This window comes from Aureimonas sp. Leaf427, from assembly GCF_001425485.1.
Taxonomy (GTDB): domain Bacteria; phylum Pseudomonadota; class Alphaproteobacteria; order Rhizobiales; family Rhizobiaceae; genus Plantimonas.
Window position 1 is genome coordinate 160,735 of record NZ_LMQW01000001.1, and the last position, 17,324, is coordinate 178,058.

Sequence of the window (17,324 nt, forward strand, 5' to 3'; positions counted from 1 at the left end):
GCAGCACGAGCGTTTAGTATGTTCAATATACCAAAGTATATTTCGACAATCGTCGTCGCGTCGATGGCGCTATCGGGATGCGTGTCCTCGACCAATTACGCCTCTCTTCAAGAGGCGATGAAGGGAAGTCCGGAATTGGTCGAGAAAATGACGGACGATTGCGCTGGCAGCTATCACGGCTCGGCGACGGAACGAGAGTACCTCGCCAAGCTCGCGCGAGTGCCGAACAACGACAAGCTCCCGAAGGTCATTTGCTTGAGGGCCTATCGCGGCATCGCCACTGGGCGCATCACCTACGAGGATTTCATGTCGATGTCCTCGGGGCAACTCCGACCGGTGGTCATCCGCGTTATCCAGAACCGGTAGCACGGAGGCCGGGCGCGACGTCTCACACCAGCGCCGCTCGGGCTTGAGCCCTTGCCGGAATTCCTTCGGCGTAAGGGTATAGCCGCGGTCCCGTCCCGGGGCGCCCTTTCACACCAGCATCGCGTAGCGCAGCCCGTCATAGACCGCGGCGTGGATGTTGCGCGAGGAGACGGCGTCGCCGAGGCGCACGAGGTGGAAGGCGCCCGCCGCGTTGCGATCCGGCAAGGGCCAGCGCTGGGCGAGGAGCGCGTCGTAGTCCACCGCGCCGAGATTCTTCGATTGCGGCTTCAGCTCGAAATAGAGCTCGTCCATCGCCATCGTGCCGTGCTCCACGACGACCTGGCGCACCTCGCGCTCCTCGACCGCGCCGGGCGCCCAGGCGGAGGCGAGCACGGCGACGAGCCCGTTGCCGCGGCGGCGGACGGCGGTGAGGCGCGTCGCGATCGTGATGCGCGTGCCAGCTTCCGCCAGCGCCTTCTGGTAGGGCACATGGTTCATGCCGCCGATCTCGGAGGCGAAGTTGCGCTCGGGCGAGACGACCTCCAGCGCGATGCCGGCCCGCGCGATCATCTCGGCGGCGGACAGGCCCTGGTGCCCGCCATTGTCGTCGTAGAGAAGCACCGGCCCTTCCGGCTTCACCGAGCCCGACAGGATGTCCCAGCTGGACACGACGAGATCGTCCCCCTCCGTGAGTTCGGGGTTCTGCGGCAGGCCGCCGGTCGCGACGAAGACCATGTCGGGCGCCTCTGCCAGAACGTCGGCGCCGTCGGCATAGGCGTTGTAGCGGATCTCGACGCCGAGCCGGTCGAGCTCCGAGAGGCGCCAGTCGACGATGCCCTGAAGCTCCCGGCGGCGCGGCAGGCGGGCGGCGAGGCCGATCTGCCCGCCCGCAAGGCCGCTCGCCTCGAAGACCGTGACGCGGTGGCCCCGCTCGGCCGAGACGCGCGCCGCCTCCAGCCCCGCCGGGCCGGCGCCGACGACGACGACGCGCTTCTCCACCGGCGCCCGGCCGAGAATATGCGGCATGGTCGCCTCGCGGCCGGTCGCGCCGTTGTGGATGCAGATCGCGCCGCCGCCCTCGTAGATCCGGTCGAGGCAGTAGGTCGCGCCGACGCAGGGGCGGATCTCGTGCTCCCGGCCGGACATGATCTTGCGGACGATATGCGGGTCCGCGATATGGGCGCGCGTCATGCCGACCATGTCGAGCTTTCCTTCCGCGATCGCATGGCGCGCGGTGGCGACGTCGGCGATACGCGCGGCGTGGAACACCGGATAGCGCGTTGCCGCCCGGATCTCTCCCGCGAAGTCGAGATGCGGCGAGGCCGGCATGCCCTGGATCGGGATGACGTCCACCAGATCCTTGTCGTGGTCGAGATGGCCGCGAATGACGTTGATGAAGTCGATCTTTCCGGAGGCGACGAGCCGGCGGGCGATCTCGACGCCCTCCTGGCGGTTCAGGCCGATGTCCCAGGCCTCGTCCACGACCATGCGCGTGCCGACGATGAAGTCCGGCCCGACCGCCTTGCGCACGGCGTCGACGATCATCCAGGTGAAGCGCAGCCGGTTGTCGAGCGAGCCGCCGTGCTCGTCCGTGCGGTGGTTGGTCGCGGGAGACCAGAAGCTGTCGAGGAGATGGCCGTAGGCCTCGATCTCCACGCCGTCGAGACCGGCCGCCTGCATGCGCGCGGCCGCTGTACCGTAGTCGGCCGCGATGCGCTCGAGATCCCAGTCCTCCGCCTCCTTGGGAAAGGAGCGATGGGCCGGCTCGCGGATCGCGGAAGCCGACAGGACGGGCAGCCAGTCGCCCTGGTTGGCGCCCGTGCGCCGGCCGAGATGGGTGATCTGGATCATCACCGCGCAGCCCTCGTCGTGGCACTCGTCGGCGAGGCGCTTCATGTGGGGGACGATCTCGTCCTTGTAGGCATGGAGATTGCCGAAGGCGGGCGGCGAATCCGGGGAGACGATTGCCGAGCCCGCCGTCATCGTCATGGCGATCCCGCCCTTCGCCTTTTCCACGTGATAGAGCCGATAGCGGTCCTTCGGCATGCCGTCCTCGGAATAGGACGGCTCGTGCGCGGTCGAGAGAATCCGGTTCTTCAGCGTGAGATGGCGCAGCTGGAAGGGCTGGAGCAGCGGATCGTTCGAGGCGGCCTTGGGCACGGACGGAACGGCGGACATGGCGCAACACCTCGCGGGAACCAGTCCCCCATCATGCGCGCCATGCCGGGATGCGTCGATCCAGGCGAGACGTGATCTGGCCTGTTCGCGACACGGGCCGACCGACTGCGGCGCGAGCGGCCCGATGGAGCACCGAACGCGGTCCGCAAGTCACCGGCGCCACCTTATTTGCTTTGGAACGCATGAACCTTTCTTTAGCGATTGAACGGATGTTTTCATGGTTCATTGAGCTCCCGACTGTAGGCCTCACGGCATGACAGGCGCCCCCTCGCCGGGCGCGATGCAGTTCGGAAAGACATCGGCATGTTCTTACAAGGTTCCAGCGCGTCCCATGTTCTGGCGGCGCTCGACAAGTCTCTCGCCATCATCGAATTCGATCCGAGCGGGGTCGTCCTCAAGGCCAACGACAATTTCTGCCGGACGCTCGGCTACGCCTCCGAGGAGATCATCGGCCGGCATCACCGCATGTTCGTCGGCGAGGAACAGGCGCGCTCGGCGGACTATGCGGAGCTGTGGCGCCAGCTCGGCGACGGAGAATTCCTGGCCAAGCGGTTCAAGCGCTATGCCAAGGGCGGGCGCGAGGTCTTCATCCAGGCGTCCTACAACCCGGTCATGACCCCGCGGGGCAAGGTCTACAAGATCGTCAAGGTCGCCGCCGACATCACCGCCGAAACGCGGGCCGCAATGGCCGATGCCGGAAAGATCCAGGCGATTTCGAGGGCCCAGGCCGTCATCGAATTCGACACGGACGGGAACATCCTGACGGCGAACGAGAATTTCCTGTCGACCCTCGGCTATGGCCTCGACGAGATCGTCGGCCGCCATCACCGGATGTTCGTCGATCCCGCCACGGCGGCATCGCCGGCCTACGGAACGTTCTGGGAGCGGCTTCGGCGCGGCGAATTCCTCTCCGACGAGTTCCGGCGGATCGGCAAGGGCGGGCGCGAGGTCTTCATCCAGGCCACCTACAATCCGATCCTCGATCACGAGGGCCGCGTGCTGCGCGTGGTGAAATTCGCGACCGACGTGACGCCGCGCGTCGTGGCCGTGCGCTCGCTCAGCGATGCGCTGACGGATCTGGCCGGCGGCAATCTCGCCCAGCGCATCGACACGTCCTTCACGCCCGCCTTCGAGCATATGCGCGAAAGCTTCAACGCCTCGCTGGAGACCCTCCAGGCCGCCTTGCAGGCCGTCGCACACAATGCCGCCGGCATCCTCTCCAGCGCGGGCCAGATCCGCTCGGAGGCCGACAGTCTGGCACACCGGACGGAAGAGCAGGCCGCGGCTCTGGAGGAAAGCTCCGCCGCCCTTTGCGAACTCACCGAGTCCGTGCACGGCTCGGCCAGAAGCGCCGACGAGATCGGCCATCTCGTGGCGCGCACCAGGAGCGAAGCCGAGCGTTCCGGCACCATCGTTGCGCGCGCCGTCGATGCGATGGCCGGGATCGAGGACTCCTCGCAGAACATCACGCGCATCATCGGCGTGATCGACGAGATCGCCTTCCAGACCAATCTCCTGGCGCTGAACGCCGGCGTCGAGGCGGCGCGAGCCGGCGAGGCGGGACGCGGCTTCGCGGTCGTGGCCCAGGAGGTGCGCGGTCTCGCCCAGCGCTCGGCGGAGGCCGCCAAGGAGATCAAGACGCTGATCTCCGCCTCTTCGGCCGAGGTGAAGAACGGCGTCGAACTCGTCGGCGCCACCGGAAAGGCGCTCGAAGGGATCATCTCGAAGGTCACGGAGATCGACGCCCACGTCTCGCGCATGGTGAGTTCGGCCCGCGCCCAGTCGGTCGGACTGAAGGAGATCAGCACGGCCATCGGCACGCTCGACGAGGGCACGCAGCACAATGCCGCCATGGTCCAGGAGACGACGGGCTCGGCGAACGCACTTGCCGGCGAAGCCTCCGCGCTGAACGAGCTGCTGCGGCAGTTCAAACTGGAGACGCACCGGCGAGCCGCAGGCATCCCTGCGCCGGCGCGCATCCGCCGCGACGAGCCGAGCCTCTCCTTCGCCCGGACCGGAACCTACTGACGAGACGGCGGCGCCGATCGCCCGGCGCCGCCGTCTGGTCATCTCATCGACGTCGATGGGTGACGTCAGGCCGCGCGGGCCGCCGCAGAGCCGACGCTTTGGCGGATCGCGGTGATGTTGCGGGCGTAGTCGGCGGGCGTGCCGCCCTTGAAGATCGCCGATCCCGCCACGAGCACGTCGGCCCCGGCCGCGGCGACGAGCGGCGCGGTCTCGGGCGTCACGCCGCCGTCGATCTCGATATGGATCGGCCGCTCGCCGATCATCCTCTTCACGCGCGCGACCTTGTCCACGACGGAGGGGATGAAGGCCTGCCCCCCGAAGCCCGGATTGACCGTCATCAGGAGCACGAGGTCGAGCCGGTCGAGCACGTATTCGATGACGGTTTCGGGCGTCGAAGGATTGAGCGAGACGCCGGCCTTCTTGCCGAGCGCGCGGATCGCCTGGAGCGAGCGGTCGAGATGCTTCGTCGCCTCGGCATGGACCGTGATGATGTCGCAGCCGGCCTCCGCGAAGGCTTCGAGGAAGTTGTCGCAGGGCTCGATCATCAGGTGGCAGTCGAAGACCTTGGTCGAGGCCTTGCGGATCGCCTTGATGACGGGCGGGCCGAAGGTGATGTTGGGCACGAAATGCCCGTCCATCACGTCGAGATGGATCCAGTCGGCGCCGGCCTGATCCACGTCGGCCACTTCCTGGCCGAGGCGGGAGAAATCGGCGGAGAGAATGGACGGGGCGATGATGAGATCGGTCGTCATGCGGGTATCTCCTGTTCTGTCGTGCCGCCTGCCAGTTCCGGTCCGGTTGATTGCCCGAAGACGCGGCTCGCGGCAATGTCGCTCGCCTCGATCGTCGACAGCGCATCCGCGTCGAGCGGCCCGAGACCGGCCTCGAAGAGCCGGTTCGCCTGGCGCAGCCGCGCCCGGTCGAGCGCGTTGCGGATGGAGCGCGCATTGGCGAAATGCGGCTGGCCCCGGCGATGGGAGATGTAGCTTTCCAGCACCGCCTTCGCCTCGTCGCTGAGCCGGTAGTTCTGCCGCTCCAGCATGCCGAGCGAGATCTGGAGCAGCTCCCCGTCCGAATAGTCGGGAAAGTCGATGTGATGGGCGACGCGGGACCTGAAGCCCGGATTGCTTTCGAAGAACTTGTCCATGCGGTCGGCATAGCCGGCGAGGATCACGACGAGATCGTCGCGCTTGTTCTCCATGATCTGCAGCAGGATCTCGATCGCCTCCTGCCCGTAGTCGCGCTCGTTGTCGGGGCGGTAGAGATAGTAGGCCTCGTCGATGAAGAGGACGCCGCCCATCGCCTTCTTCAGGATCTCCTTCGTCTTCGGCGCGGTGTGGCCGATATACTGGCCGACGAGATCGTCTCTGGTCACCGAGACGAGATGGCCTTTGCGGATATAGCCGAGCCGGTGCAGGAGATCGGCCATCTTCAAGGCGACGGTCGTCTTGCCCGTGCCGGGATTGCCGGTGAAGCTCATGTGCAGCGTCGGCGTGTCGTGGGCGAGACCCATGGCCTTTCGCGCACGCTCCACGAGCAGGAGCGCGGCGGTCTCCTTGATGCGCTTCTTCACCGGCTTCAGCCCGACCAGCGTCCGGTCCAGCTCGTCCAGCACGTCGCCGACGCCCGCCTCCTCATATTCGCGCTGGAGATCGACGGTGAGGGGACGGGTGATGGGTTCGGTGGTGCTCATGGGGTCCTCGGTGTTCGAAGCCGAGGAGGGTTGCGGGAGGCACCCCCCTCTGTCCTGCCGGACATCTCCCCCGCAAGGAGGGAGATCGGCAGCTCTGCGGACGGATCAGGATCTGGAGATGCCGGCAACGAGACTGATCTCTCCCCTTGCGGGGGAGATGCCGGCAGGCAGAGGGGGGTGCCTCCCGCAAAGCGTGGCAAGGCGCCCCCTCCCCTCATCATCGACCTCAGGCGTAGCGCTCGCCTTCCGCGCGGTCGGTCGAGTAGCCTTCCGTCGAGTACTTGATGTTGCGGCCCTTGTCCTCGCTGCGCCTGAGGCGGAAGCCGGGCTCCTCGGCGGGGCGGTTGACGATGAAGGAGAGCTTCACCGACTCCCAGCCGCTGGTGGAATCGAAGGCGGAAAGGCGGATGTAGCGGTTGCCGTAGACCTTGCGGCACTCGGCCAGCTCCAGCATCACGCCGGCCGCGTCCGGCACCTCGAACATCGGGTGGCCCCACATGTCCCAATAGGTGTTGCGGGGATGGGGATCGTCGGTGAACTCGATGTTCACGGCCCAGCCGTTGTCGATGCAGTACTGGACCTGGGCCGAGATCTGCTGGTCGGTCAGATCGGGCAGGAACGAGAAGGCGCCTTGGGTCACGCGCATGGGATGTCTCCTGGCTTGAGAGAATGAACGGAACGGCTCAGCTGCTTTCTTCTCCCCCCAACGGGGGAGAAGGTCGCGGCAGCGGGATGAGGGGGCGGCGCGGCCGTGGCCGAATGTCCGCCGCTCCGCCGCTTGGAGCGGCACCCCCTCATCCGACCTCCGCTTCGCTTCGGCCACCTTCACCCCGCCGGGGAGAAGAATGGCGCTTCGTCTTGCAGCGCTTGCCGCGATCAGGCCGCGGTGGCCGTGTTCTGGTAGTCCGGCGCGTCGGTGGACGTGTAGTTGAAGGTCACGTCCTTCCAGGTGTCGAGCGCCTGGCGCAGCGGGGCGCAGGTCTTGGCGGCGTTGGCCAGGATCTCCGGTCCCTCGTTGACGATGTCCCGGCCCTCGTTGCGGGCGAGGACCATGCATTCCAGCGCGACGCGGTTGGCCGTGGCGCCGGCCGCGATGCCCATCGGATGGCCGATCGTGCCGCCGCCGAACTGAAGGACCGTGTCCTCGCCGAGAAGGTCGAGGAGCTGGTGCATCTGCCCGCAATGGATGCCGCCCGACGCGACCGGCATCATCTTGTTGAGCGAGGCCCAGGGCTGGTCGAAGAAGACGCCGTTGGCGAGGTTCTTCTGCGTGAACTCGTCACGGCAGATGTCGTAGTAGCCCTTCGTCGTCGCCGGATCGCCTTCCAGCTTGCCGACGACCGTGCCGGCATGGATGTGATCGACGCCGGCCAGGCGCGACCACTTGGCGATGACGCGGAACGAGACGCCGTGGATCTTCTGGCGCGTGTAGGTCGAGTGGCCCGCGCGGTGGAGGTGCAGGATCATGTTGTTCTTGCGGGCCCACTTGGCCATGGACTGGATGGCCGTCCAGCCGATCACGAGATCGATCATGACGATGGTGGAGCCGAGGTCGCGGGCGAACTCGGCGCGCTCGTACATGTCCTCCATCGTCGCCGCGGTGACGTTGAGATAGGTGCCCTTGATCTCGCCGGACGCGGCCTGCGCCTTGTTCACCGCCTCCATGCAGTAGAGGAAGCGCTCGCGCCAATCCATGAAGGCCTGGGAGTTGATGTTCTCGTCGTCCTTGGTGAAGTCGAGCCCGCCCTTCAGCGCCTCGTAGACGACGCGGCCGTAATTGCGCCCGGACAGGCCGAGCTTGGGCTTCACGGTCGCGCCGAGCAGCGGGCGGCCGAACTTGTCGAGCCGTTCGCGCTCGACGACGATGCCGGTCGCCGGGCCCTGGAAGGTGCGGACATAGGCCGTGGGCAGGCGCATGTCCTCCAGCCGCAGCGCCTTCAGCGGCTTGAAGCCGAAGACGTTGCCGATGATCGAGGCCGTGAGATTGGCGATCGAGCCGTTCTCGAAGAGGTCGAGATCGTAGGCGATGTAGGCGAAGTAGCTGCCCTCGCCGTTCGGGACCGGATCGACCCGGTAGGCCTTGGCGCGGTACTTCTCGGCGGCCGTCAGGCGGTCCGTCCAGACGACCGTCCAGGTCGCGGTGGAGCTTTCGCCGGCCACCGCCGCCGCCGCCTCGATCGGATCGACGCCGTCCTGCGGCGTGATGCGGAAGCAGGCGATGACGTCGGTGTCCTTGGGCTCGTAGTCGGGCTCCCAGTAGCCCATCTTCTTGTATTCCATGACGCCGGACTTGTAGCGGTCCTTGCCGGTGACGGTCTGCGACTTCTCCTGAAGGGTGCTGGACATCGTCTTCTCCTTGGCTGGGATAGAGGGGCTGGTCTTGGGAGTTCGGGCCGGTCCCTGGATTTTGGACGCGGGTCTTCGTTGCGGCTTTTCGACGGAAAAGCCGCTCTCGTGATGGGGTCGGGAATGCGGCCCGCTCCTTGGAGCGGGCGGGTCTATGCCGTCAGGCGCCTATTCGGCCGCCTCCTGCATCCGGATCGACGGACCGAGTTCGCCGCGCGCGTAGCGCTTGGCCATGTCGTCGAGAGGGATCACCTTGATCGTCGAGGCCTTGCCCGCCGTGCCGAACTGCTCGTTGCGGTCGATGCAGAGATCGCGCAGCGCGTCGAGCGCCGGCTGGAGGAACTTGCGCGGATCGAACTCCTGCGGCTTCTCCTGCGCGATGCGCCGGAACTGCCCGGTCATGGCCATGCGGCAGTCCGTGTCGATGTTGACCTTGCGCACCCCGTGCCGGATGCCGCGCACGATCTCCTCGACCGGTACGCCCCAGGTCTGGGGCATCTCGCCGCCATACTTGTTGATGATGTCCTGCAGCGCCTGCGGCACCGAGGACGAGCCGTGCATAACGAGATGCGTGTTCGGCAACTTCCGGTGGATCTCTTCGATGATGCTCATCGCCAGGATGTCGCCGTCGGGCTGGCGGGTGAACTTGTAGGCGCCGTGCGAGGTGCCCATGGCGATGGCGAGCGCGTCGACGCCGGTGCGCGCGACGAAGTCCACCGCCTGATCCGGATCGGTCAGGAGCTGGTCGTGCGAGAGCACGCCCTCCGCCCCGTGGCCGTCCTCAGCCTCCCCCTGCCCGTTTTCCAGCGAGCCGAGGACGCCGAGTTCGCCCTCCACCGAGGCGCCGACCCAATGGGCCATGCGTGTGACGCGCTCGGTGATGTCCACGTTGTATTCGTAGTCGGCGGGCGTCTTGGCGTCCGCCTTCAGGGAGCCGTCCATCATCACGGAGGTGAAGCCGTGACGGATGGCCGTCATGCAGGTGGCCTCGTCGTTCCCGTGGTCCTGATGGATGCAGACCGGAATCTGCGGATACATCTCCACCAGCGCGTCCATCATCTTGGACAGCATGATGTCGTGCGCATAGGACCGCGCGCCCCGCGAGGCCTGGAGGATGACGGGGGCGTCGCACTTCGACGCCGCCGCCATGATGGCGAGTCCCTGCTCCATGTTGTTGATGTTGAAGGCGGGGACGCCGTAGTCGTGCTCGGCCGCATGGTCGAGGAGCTGTCTCAGTGTGATCTTGGCCATGCGGTCGGTTCCTCCAGGTCGTGAGGCCTCTTAAGAGGCGCGTTGCTCCGGCGCGGCCGGGGGCGCCTTCAGGATCTCGATGCCGGGAAGCTCGCGCCCCTCCAGCCATTCGAGGAAGGCGCCGCCGGCCGTCGAGAGATAGGTGAAGTCGTCGGCCGCGCCCGATGCGTTGAGCGCCGCGACCGTGTCGCCGCCGCCCGCCACCGTGACGAGCGTGCCGGCCTTGGTGAGCCGCGCCGCCGCCAACGCCACCGCGTTGGTCGCGGCGTCGAAGGGCGTGATCTCGAAGGCCCCGAGCGGGCCGTTCCAGAGCAGCGTCCGGCAGGTCTCGAGCGCCGCGGTGATGGCCGCGATCGTCTTCGGCCCGACGTCGAGCGCCATGGCGTCGGCCGGGATGGCATCGACGCCGACCGTCTCGTTCGCGGCATTGGCCTTGAACTCGCGGGCGACGACGAGGTCCACCGGCAGGTGCAGCTGGCAGCCCGCCTCCTCGGCCATGCCCATGACCTTCTTCGCCGTCTCCAGCGCGTCCGGCTCGTAGAGCGACTTGCCGACGTCGTGACCCTGCGCGGCCAGGAACGTGTTCGCCATGCCGCCGCCGATCACGAGGTGATCCATCTTCGGCACGAGAAACTCCAGAACGCCGATCTTGGACGAGACCTTCGCGCCGCCGACAAGGGCGGCGACGGGGCGCTTGGGCGTCGTCAGCGCCGCCTCCAGCGCGCCGACCTCGGCCATCAGCGACGGGCCGGCATAGGCCGGAAGGATCGTCGCCAGCTGGTATGTCGAGGCATGCGCCCGGTGGGCGCAGGAGAAGGCGTCGTTGACGTAGAGATCGCCGACCACCGAAAGGCGCAGCGCGAAGTTCCGGTCGTTGGCCTCCTCGCCGGGATGGAAGCGCACGTTCTCGAAGACGGCGATCTGCCCGTCCTTGAGCTCGCCCGCGACCGTCTCGGCCTCGGGGCCGACGCAGTCGTCGGCAAAGCGCACGGGGCGCTTCAGGATCTCTGCCAGCGCGTCGGCGACGGGCCGCAGCGAGAAGGCGCGGTTCACCTCGCCGTTCGGACGGCCGAGATGGCTGAGGATGACGACCTTCGCGCCGCGATCGGCCAGATCCGCGACGGTCGGCGCGAAACGCTCCAGGCGCGTCGCGTCGGTGACGCGGCCGTCCTTCATGGGCACGTTCACGTCGGCCCGGATGAGGACCGTCTTGCCGGCGACGTCGACGCCGGCGATGGGACGAAGCGCGCCGCTCAACCGACCAGCTCCTTGGCGTTGGAGACGATTGCGTCGGCCGTGATGCCGAACATCTCGTAGAGCTTGGGCGCGGGGCCGGAGGCGCCGAAGGAATTCATGCCGATGAAGCGGCCGCTCTCGCCGATCCAGCGATCCCAGCCGAAGCGCCCGGCCGCCTCGATGGCGATGCGCGGCGCGGTGCCGAGCACGGACTTGCGATAGGCCTCGTCCTGCTCCTCGAAGAGCTCCCAGGAGGGCATGGAGACGACGGCGGCCCGGATGCCCTCGGCCTTCAGCTTCTCCGCGCCGGCCAGCGCGATCTCGATTTCCGAGCCCGTGGCCAGGATCGTCACCTGACGTGTCCCGCCTTCGGCTTCGCGCAGGACATAGGCGCCCTTGCGCGAGCGGTTCTCCGCGACGTCTCCGGCGCGCACGACCGGCAGGTTCTGGCGCGACAGCGACAGGACGGACGGACGGGTCGTCTCCGTCATCGCGATCTCCCAGGCCTCGGCGGTCTCGATCGCGTCGGCGGGGCGGAAGACCAGCATGTTCGGCGTCGCGCGCAGCATGGCGAGATGCTCGATCGGCTGATGCGTCGGGCCGTCCTCGCCAAGACCGATGGAGTCATGGGTCATGACGTAGATGACGCGGATGCCCATCAGGGCGGAGAGACGCATGGCGCCGCGGGCATAGTCGGAAAAGACCATGAACGTGCCGCCATAGGGGATGAACCCGCCATGCAGCGCGATGCCGTTCATCGCCGCGGCCATGCCGTGCTCGCGGATGCCGTAGTGCAGGTAGCGGCCGGAGAAGTCGCCGGGCTTCACGCTCGTCATGCCCTTGGTGAGGGTGAAGACCGAATGCGTGAGGTCGGCCGAGCCGCCGATGGTGATGTCGGTGGCGTCGTTGATGACCTGGAGCGTCGCCTCGGAGGACTTGCGGGTCGCGATCTTCGGCTGCTCGACGGAGAGCTTCTCGCGGAAGGCGGACATGGTCTCGGCGAAGTCCGCCGGCAGCGTCGCGGCGTTCGCCGTCTCGAACTCGGCCTTGCGGTTGGACGAGGCGAGGCGCTTGTCCCACTCGGCCTTGGCCTTGGCACCCTTCTCGCCGACCGTGCGCCAGCCCTTCACGACCGCGTCCGGCAGGACGAAGGGCTCGGACTCCCAGATCAGCTCCTTGCGGGCGACCGCGATCTCCTCGTCGCCGAGCGGGGCGCCATGCGCCTTCTCGGTGCCGCGGACCTTCGGCGAGCCGTAGCCGATGACCGTGCGGCAGGCGATCAGCGCCGGCTTGTCCGAGTTGCGCGCCTTGGCGATGGCCGCGTGGATCGCGTCGTCGTCATGGCCGTCGATCGCCACCGTCGTCCAGCCGGCCGCCTCGAAGCGCTTCAGCTGGTCCATCGAGGTCGAGAGCGAGGTGCGCCCGTCGATCGAGATCTCGTTGTCGTCCCAGAGCACGATCAGCTTGTTCAGCTTCAGGTGCCCGGCGAGATCAATCGCCTCGTGGCTGATGCCCTCCTGAAGGCAGCCGTCGCCGGCGATGACATAGGTGTAGTGATCGACGATGTCGTCGCCGAAGCGCGAATTGGCGAGACGCTCGGCGATCGCCATGCCGACGGCGGTGGCGATGCCCTGGCCGAGCGGGCCGGTCGTCGTCTCGATGCCGAGCGCATGGCCGTATTCGGGATGGCCGGCGGTCTTGGCGCCGATCTGGCGGAAGTTCTTGAGCTGGTCGATCCCCATGTCGGTGTAACCGACGAGATGGTGGATCGCGTAGAGCAGCATCGAGCCGTGGCCGGCCGAGAGCACGAAGCGGTCGCGGTCCGGCCAGGACGGGTTCGCCGGATCGATCTTCACGAAGTCGCGGAAGAGGACGGTCGCGACGTCGGCCATGCCCATCGGCATGCCAGGATGGCCGGAATTGGCCTTCTGGACGGCGTCCATGGCGAGGGCGCGGATGGCGTTCGCCATGTCGCGGGGATTGCGGTCGACCGTGCCGTCGGCGGGCTTGGGGGTGGAGAGAACGTTGGACATTTCAGCCTTCGAAATCAGGACGCGCGTCGCTTGCGCTCGATGAGCTGCAGGATCAGCGGCGTCAGGATGAGTTGCATGGCCAGATCGAGCTTGTTGCCCGGGACCACGATGGAGTTCGCCCTCGACATGAACGAGTTCGGGATCATCGAGAGAAGATAGGGAAAGTCTATACCCCGCGGGATCGCGAAGCGGATGACGAGCATCGACTCGTCGGGTGTCGGAATCCAGCGCGCGATGAACGGATCGGACGTGTCGACGATCGGCACGCGCTGGAAATTGATGTTCGTCAGGGCGAATTGGGGACAGATGTACTTCACGTAGTCCGGCATGCGCCGGAGGATGACGTCCATCACCGCCTCGGTGGAGTAGCCGCGCGTCGCCTTGTCCCGGTGGATCTTCTGGATCCATTCGAGATTGATGACGGGAACGACGCCGATCTTCAGGTCCACGTGCTGCGCGAGATCGACCGTGTCGGTCTTCACGCAGCCGTGGAGACCTTCGTAGAACAGAAGGTCGCTTTCGGGCTGGAAAGCCTGCCAGTCGCTGAAGGTGCCGGGATTGGCACCGTAGATCTTGGCCTCTTCGGCATCGTGGATGTAGTGGCGCGTCTCGCCGCGACCCTTGCGGCCATAGTCCGCGAAGACCTCTTCCAGCTTCTCGAGGACGTTCGCCTCGGGGCTGAAATGCGAGAAATGCTTGTTCCCGGAAGCGTCTTCCTCCGCGATCTTGTCCTTCATCGCCTGGCGGTCGTAGCGGTGGAACGCGTCGCCCTCGATGAAGACCGCATCCACCCGCTCGCGCCGGAAGATCTGCTCGAAGATCCGCTTCACAGACGTGGTCCCGGCACCGGACGAACCCGTGATCGCGATGATGGGATGCTTGGCGGACATCGACTTCTCCTCCAGACGAATGATCAGGCCCTGAACAGGCTTCTTTTTCCAAAGAGCGGCGAGCGGTCGCCGATGGCCGACGGATCGGTCAGGTAGCGGGTGACGCGCGCGACCTCGCGGGCCGAGCCGAACACGAGCGGGGTGCGCTGGTGGAGGGTTTCGGGCACGATATCGAGGATGCGGGTCACGCCGTCCGTCGCCGCGCCGCCGGCGTTCTCGACGCAGAAGGCGATCGGATTGGCCTCGTAGAGGAGGCGCAGGCGGCCCTTCTGGTAGCCCTTCCGCCCGTCGCCGGGGTAGAGGAAGATGCCGCCGCGAATAAGGATGCGGTAGCAGTCCGCGACCATCGAGGCGATCCAGCGCATGTTGAAGTCGCGCTCGCGCGGTCCCTCCGTGCCGGCCAGGCAGTCGTCGATGTAGAGGCGCATCGCCTCGTCCCAGTGGCGGTAGTTCGAGGCGTTGATAGCGAACTCGCTGGCCTTCTCGGCGATGCCGATGGAGGGGCGGAACTCGACATAGCCGCCGAAGCTCGGCGAGAAGGTGAAGACATGCGTCCCGTTGCCGAGGCTGAGGACGAGGAGAAGCTGCGGCCCGTAGATGAAGAAGCCGGCAGCCAGCTGCCGCGAACCCGGCTGCTTGAAGACGCTCTCCGCGTCCGAGCGATGCGCCTCGGAGACGGGCAGGATGGAGAAGATCGTGCCGATCGAGACGTTGGTCTCGATGTTGGACGAGCCGTCCAGCGGATCGATGGCCAGCGCCAGGGCGCCGTCGGGCTTCAGGGCGACGGACTCGTCCTGCTCCTCGGAGCCGTAGAAGGCGATGTCGGAGGCCTTGGCGGCTTCCAGGAAGACGCGGTCGGCGAGGACGTCGAGCTCTTTCTGGATGTCTCCGCCGCCATTGCCGACGTCGCGGCTGGCGCCGAGATTGTCGGAGGACGAGCCCTGGATGATCGTGTTGCGGACCTTGACGGAGGCGGCGGCCAGATGCCGAATGGCATCCGCGACCTTCAACCGTATCGGGTCCGTCCCGGCCTCAGAGCCGAGATGGGCGTCGAGTGACGATGCCATGCGTTTCTCCCTGTCGGTTCCCGGAGTTCTATGACCCCGTGTCCCCGATACAGTCAGACTATGCAGAGTGCGACGCGCTTAGTAAAATTTATTCTCTTTACCTACGTCGTAACTTTTACTAATCATCTGAAATGCGCACCCTGACCCTCCGCCAGCTCCGCTCCGTGCAGGCCATCGAGCGCCACGGCACGATCGCCGCCGCCGCCCGGACGCTTGGCCTGACCGCACCGGCGATCACTTTGCAGATCAAGCAGTTGGAGGAGGAGTTCGGCCTCATGCTCTTCGACCGCACGAGCGACGGCATGCATCTGCGCGAGGCCGGGCATGCAGTCCTGCGGGCAGCCAACGCGATCGAGACGGTGCTGCGCGGGCTCGGCGACGAGATCGATTCCATCAAGGGCCTGCGCCACGGCTCGATCCGGCTCGGCGTCGTCTCCACGGCCAAGTATTTCGCGCCGCGCCTGATCGCCGCCTTCGGCAAGGAGCATCCCGACATCGACATCAAGCTCACGGTCGGCAATCGCTCGGAGATCATCGACATCCTGCGGTCCTACCGGCTGGACCTCGCTCTGATGGGCCGCCCGCCCCGCGACTTTCCGGTGAAGGCGGAGGCCTTCGGCGACCATCCGCTCGTCATGATCTCCGCGCCCGACCATCCGCTGGCGCAAAAGCGCGACATCGAGAAGGCCGAGCTTCTCGACCATGCCCTCATCATCCGCGAGACGGGCTCGGGGACGCGCAAGGCGCTCGAGACCTTCTTCAGCGCCCTGCCCGATGCGCTGGACCGCGACACGGTGGAGATGGATTCCAACGAGACGATCAAGCAGGCCGTCATGGCCGGGCTCGGCATCGCCTTCATCTCCGCCCACACGGTCGCCTTCGAGGTCGAGATGGGACGGCTCGCCGTTCTCGACGTCGTCGACATGCCGATCCGCAAGCAATGGTTCGCCGTCTCGCGCACCGACCGCGTGCCCTCGCCGGCCGAGGACGCCTTCAAGAGCTTCCTCTCCAACCGCGGCGCGAGCTTCCTGCCGCTGCTCGACCGCCTCTATCCCGCGGGCGCCATCGGCGAGGCGTGAGGCTCGCCGAGAAGCCGCGCGGTGCGCAGGGCCGCGAGGTCCTTGGAGCCCGTGCAGAAGCAGGCGATCCGAAGCTCGGTCTCGACCCTCTCGAAATGCGCGGCGATCGCCTCGGCGGAGGCTTCGGCGGCGGCCAGCCCCGCCGCCGCCTGCCCAGCGAGATCGGCGCCGAGCCGGATCGCCCGCGCCACGTCCAGCCCGTGGCGAACGCCGCCGGACCCGACGACGACGCTGCCCGGGCACGCGGCCCGCACGGCGGCGATCGCGGTCGCGGTCGGGATGCCCCAGTCGGCGAAGAGGAGCGCGGTGTCGCGCGCCGCCGGCGTCGCGGCGCGCTCGGCCTCGACCGCCGCCCAGCTCGTGCCGCCCGCCCCCGCGACGTCGAGCACGCCGACGCCCGCATCCACGAGCCGCCGCGCCACGTCCGCCGACAGGCCTGCGCCGACCTCCTTCACCACGACCGGCACGGACAGGCCCCGCACGAGGCCTTCGATCGCCGCGAGCGCGCCCTTCCAGTTGCGGTCGCCGCCCGCCTGCACGGCCTCCTGCAACGGGTTCAGATGAACGATCAGCGCATCGGCCTCGATCATGTCCACCGCCCGCCGGGCCTCGTCGATTCCGTAGCCGAGAACGAACTGCGCGGCGCCGAGATTGGCGAGGATCGGAACGTCGGGCGCGAGCCGCCGCAGGCTCGCGTCGAGCCCGCCATTCCCCCGCCCCTCGATGGCGATGCGCTGCGAACCGACGGCCAGCGCGATGCCCCGCGCCTGCGCCACCTCCGCCAGACGCTCGTTGATCGCCGCCGAGCGCGCGGGTCCGCCGGTCATGGACGAGATCAGGAGCGGCGCCTTCAGCCGGCGGCCGAGAAACGCGGCGGAAAGGTCGATCGCGTCGAAATCGAGCTCCGGCAGCGCCTGGTGTTCGAAGCGTACGGCATCGAACCCGCTGGCCGCGCGCGGCGCCGCCAATCGCGGCGCGAGCACGATATCGAGATGCCGGTCTTTACGATCTCCGATCGCGCTCTCGGTAGTCGATGAATGTCCTGCCGTTTGGGGCCGTTCCATGCGGTCCTTTCGTCGCAGGCGTGCAAAACATAGGGCTCCCTGCCTAGTCGGACTTGGTCAAGGCCGTGCTAGGATCAAGGGATGCAGCGGCTT

The 17,324-nt window shown here is 67.1% G+C and carries 14 protein-coding genes; 3 read left to right on the plus strand and 11 right to left on the minus strand.

Annotated elements, in window-relative coordinates:
• The first annotated feature begins 18 nt into the window (after positions 1–18).
• The gene (locus ASG62_RS00670) at positions 19–366 is read left to right on the plus strand and encodes a hypothetical protein (protein WP_056694720.1); all 348 of its coding nucleotides are present in this window, start codon (positions 19–21) and stop codon (positions 364–366) included.
• 108 nt (positions 367–474) lie between these two features.
• Here the strand turns inward: ASG62_RS00670 and ASG62_RS00675 are convergent, their stop codons facing one another.
• Entirely contained in the window at positions 475–2,544 is a 2,070-nt protein-coding gene (locus ASG62_RS00675) for an NADH:flavin oxidoreductase (protein ID WP_056694718.1), read from the minus strand.
• A 303-nt stretch (positions 2,545–2,847) separates the two neighbouring features.
• On the opposite strand from ASG62_RS00675, the gene ASG62_RS00680 reads away from it, so the two are divergent.
• A complete protein-coding gene (locus tag ASG62_RS00680; RefSeq protein ID WP_056694716.1) occupies positions 2,848–4,572 on the plus strand; it encodes a methyl-accepting chemotaxis protein in 1,725 nt (574 codons plus the stop codon).
• Positions 4,573–4,637: 65 nt separating this feature from the next.
• Here ASG62_RS00680 and rpe read toward each other — a convergent pair whose 3' ends face one another.
• The 9 genes from rpe to ASG62_RS00725 all read right to left on the minus strand — a co-directional run bounded on the left by rpe (position 4,638) and on the right by ASG62_RS00725 (position 15,088).
• Complete coding sequence (gene rpe, locus ASG62_RS00685; RefSeq protein WP_056694715.1) at positions 4,638–5,324, minus strand: ribulose-phosphate 3-epimerase; 687 nt, start codon at positions 5,322–5,324, stop codon at positions 4,638–4,640.
• A complete protein-coding gene (gene cbbX, locus ASG62_RS00690; protein ID WP_057180244.1) occupies positions 5,321–6,265 on the minus strand; it encodes a CbbX protein in 945 nt (314 codons plus the stop codon). The genes rpe and cbbX overlap by 4 nt, the downstream gene beginning before the upstream one ends.
• Before the next feature lie 226 nt (positions 6,266–6,491).
• Positions 6,492–6,911, minus strand: coding sequence for a ribulose bisphosphate carboxylase small subunit (locus ASG62_RS00695; protein WP_056694711.1), 420 nt, complete (start codon positions 6,909–6,911; stop codon positions 6,492–6,494).
• Between the two features lie 230 nt (positions 6,912–7,141).
• Complete coding sequence (locus ASG62_RS00700) at positions 7,142–8,611, minus strand: form I ribulose bisphosphate carboxylase large subunit (protein WP_056694709.1); 1,470 nt, start codon at positions 8,609–8,611, stop codon at positions 7,142–7,144.
• A 168-nt stretch (positions 8,612–8,779) separates the two neighbouring features.
• Positions 8,780–9,862 carry a class II fructose-bisphosphate aldolase gene (fba, locus tag ASG62_RS00705; protein WP_056694706.1) on the minus strand — a complete coding sequence of 361 codons (1,083 nt, stop codon included), beginning with the start codon at positions 9,860–9,862 and terminating at the stop codon, positions 8,780–8,782.
• A 30-nt stretch (positions 9,863–9,892) separates the two neighbouring features.
• Positions 9,893–11,119 carry a phosphoglycerate kinase gene (locus ASG62_RS00710; RefSeq protein WP_056694705.1) on the minus strand — a complete coding sequence of 409 codons (1,227 nt, stop codon included), beginning with the start codon at positions 11,117–11,119 and terminating at the stop codon, positions 9,893–9,895.
• Positions 11,116–13,131: a transketolase gene (gene tkt, locus ASG62_RS00715; RefSeq protein WP_082537202.1), complete on the minus strand. Its 2,016-nt coding sequence runs from the start codon at positions 13,129–13,131 to the stop codon at positions 11,116–11,118. The genes ASG62_RS00710 and tkt overlap by 4 nt, the downstream gene beginning before the upstream one ends.
• Before the next feature lie 14 nt (positions 13,132–13,145).
• On the minus strand, positions 13,146–14,021 hold the full coding sequence (locus tag ASG62_RS00720; protein WP_056694702.1) for a phosphoribulokinase: 876 nt from the start codon (positions 14,019–14,021) through the stop codon (positions 13,146–13,148).
• Between the two features lie 23 nt (positions 14,022–14,044).
• The gene (locus ASG62_RS00725) at positions 14,045–15,088 is read right to left on the minus strand and encodes a class 1 fructose-bisphosphatase (RefSeq protein ID WP_056694700.1); all 1,044 of its coding nucleotides are present in this window, start codon (positions 15,086–15,088) and stop codon (positions 14,045–14,047) included.
• A gap of 131 nt (positions 15,089–15,219) precedes the next feature.
• On the opposite strand from ASG62_RS00725, the gene ASG62_RS00730 reads away from it, so the two are divergent.
• Complete coding sequence (locus tag ASG62_RS00730; RefSeq protein ID WP_056694699.1) at positions 15,220–16,167, plus strand: LysR family transcriptional regulator; 948 nt, start codon at positions 15,220–15,222, stop codon at positions 16,165–16,167.
• On the opposite strand, the gene fni is transcribed toward ASG62_RS00730, so the two are convergent.
• Positions 16,137–17,231 carry a type 2 isopentenyl-diphosphate Delta-isomerase gene (gene fni, locus ASG62_RS00735; RefSeq protein ID WP_056694697.1) on the minus strand — a complete coding sequence of 365 codons (1,095 nt, stop codon included), beginning with the start codon at positions 17,229–17,231 and terminating at the stop codon, positions 16,137–16,139. The genes ASG62_RS00730 and fni overlap by 31 nt on opposite strands.
• Positions 17,232–17,324: the final 93 nt, after the last annotated feature.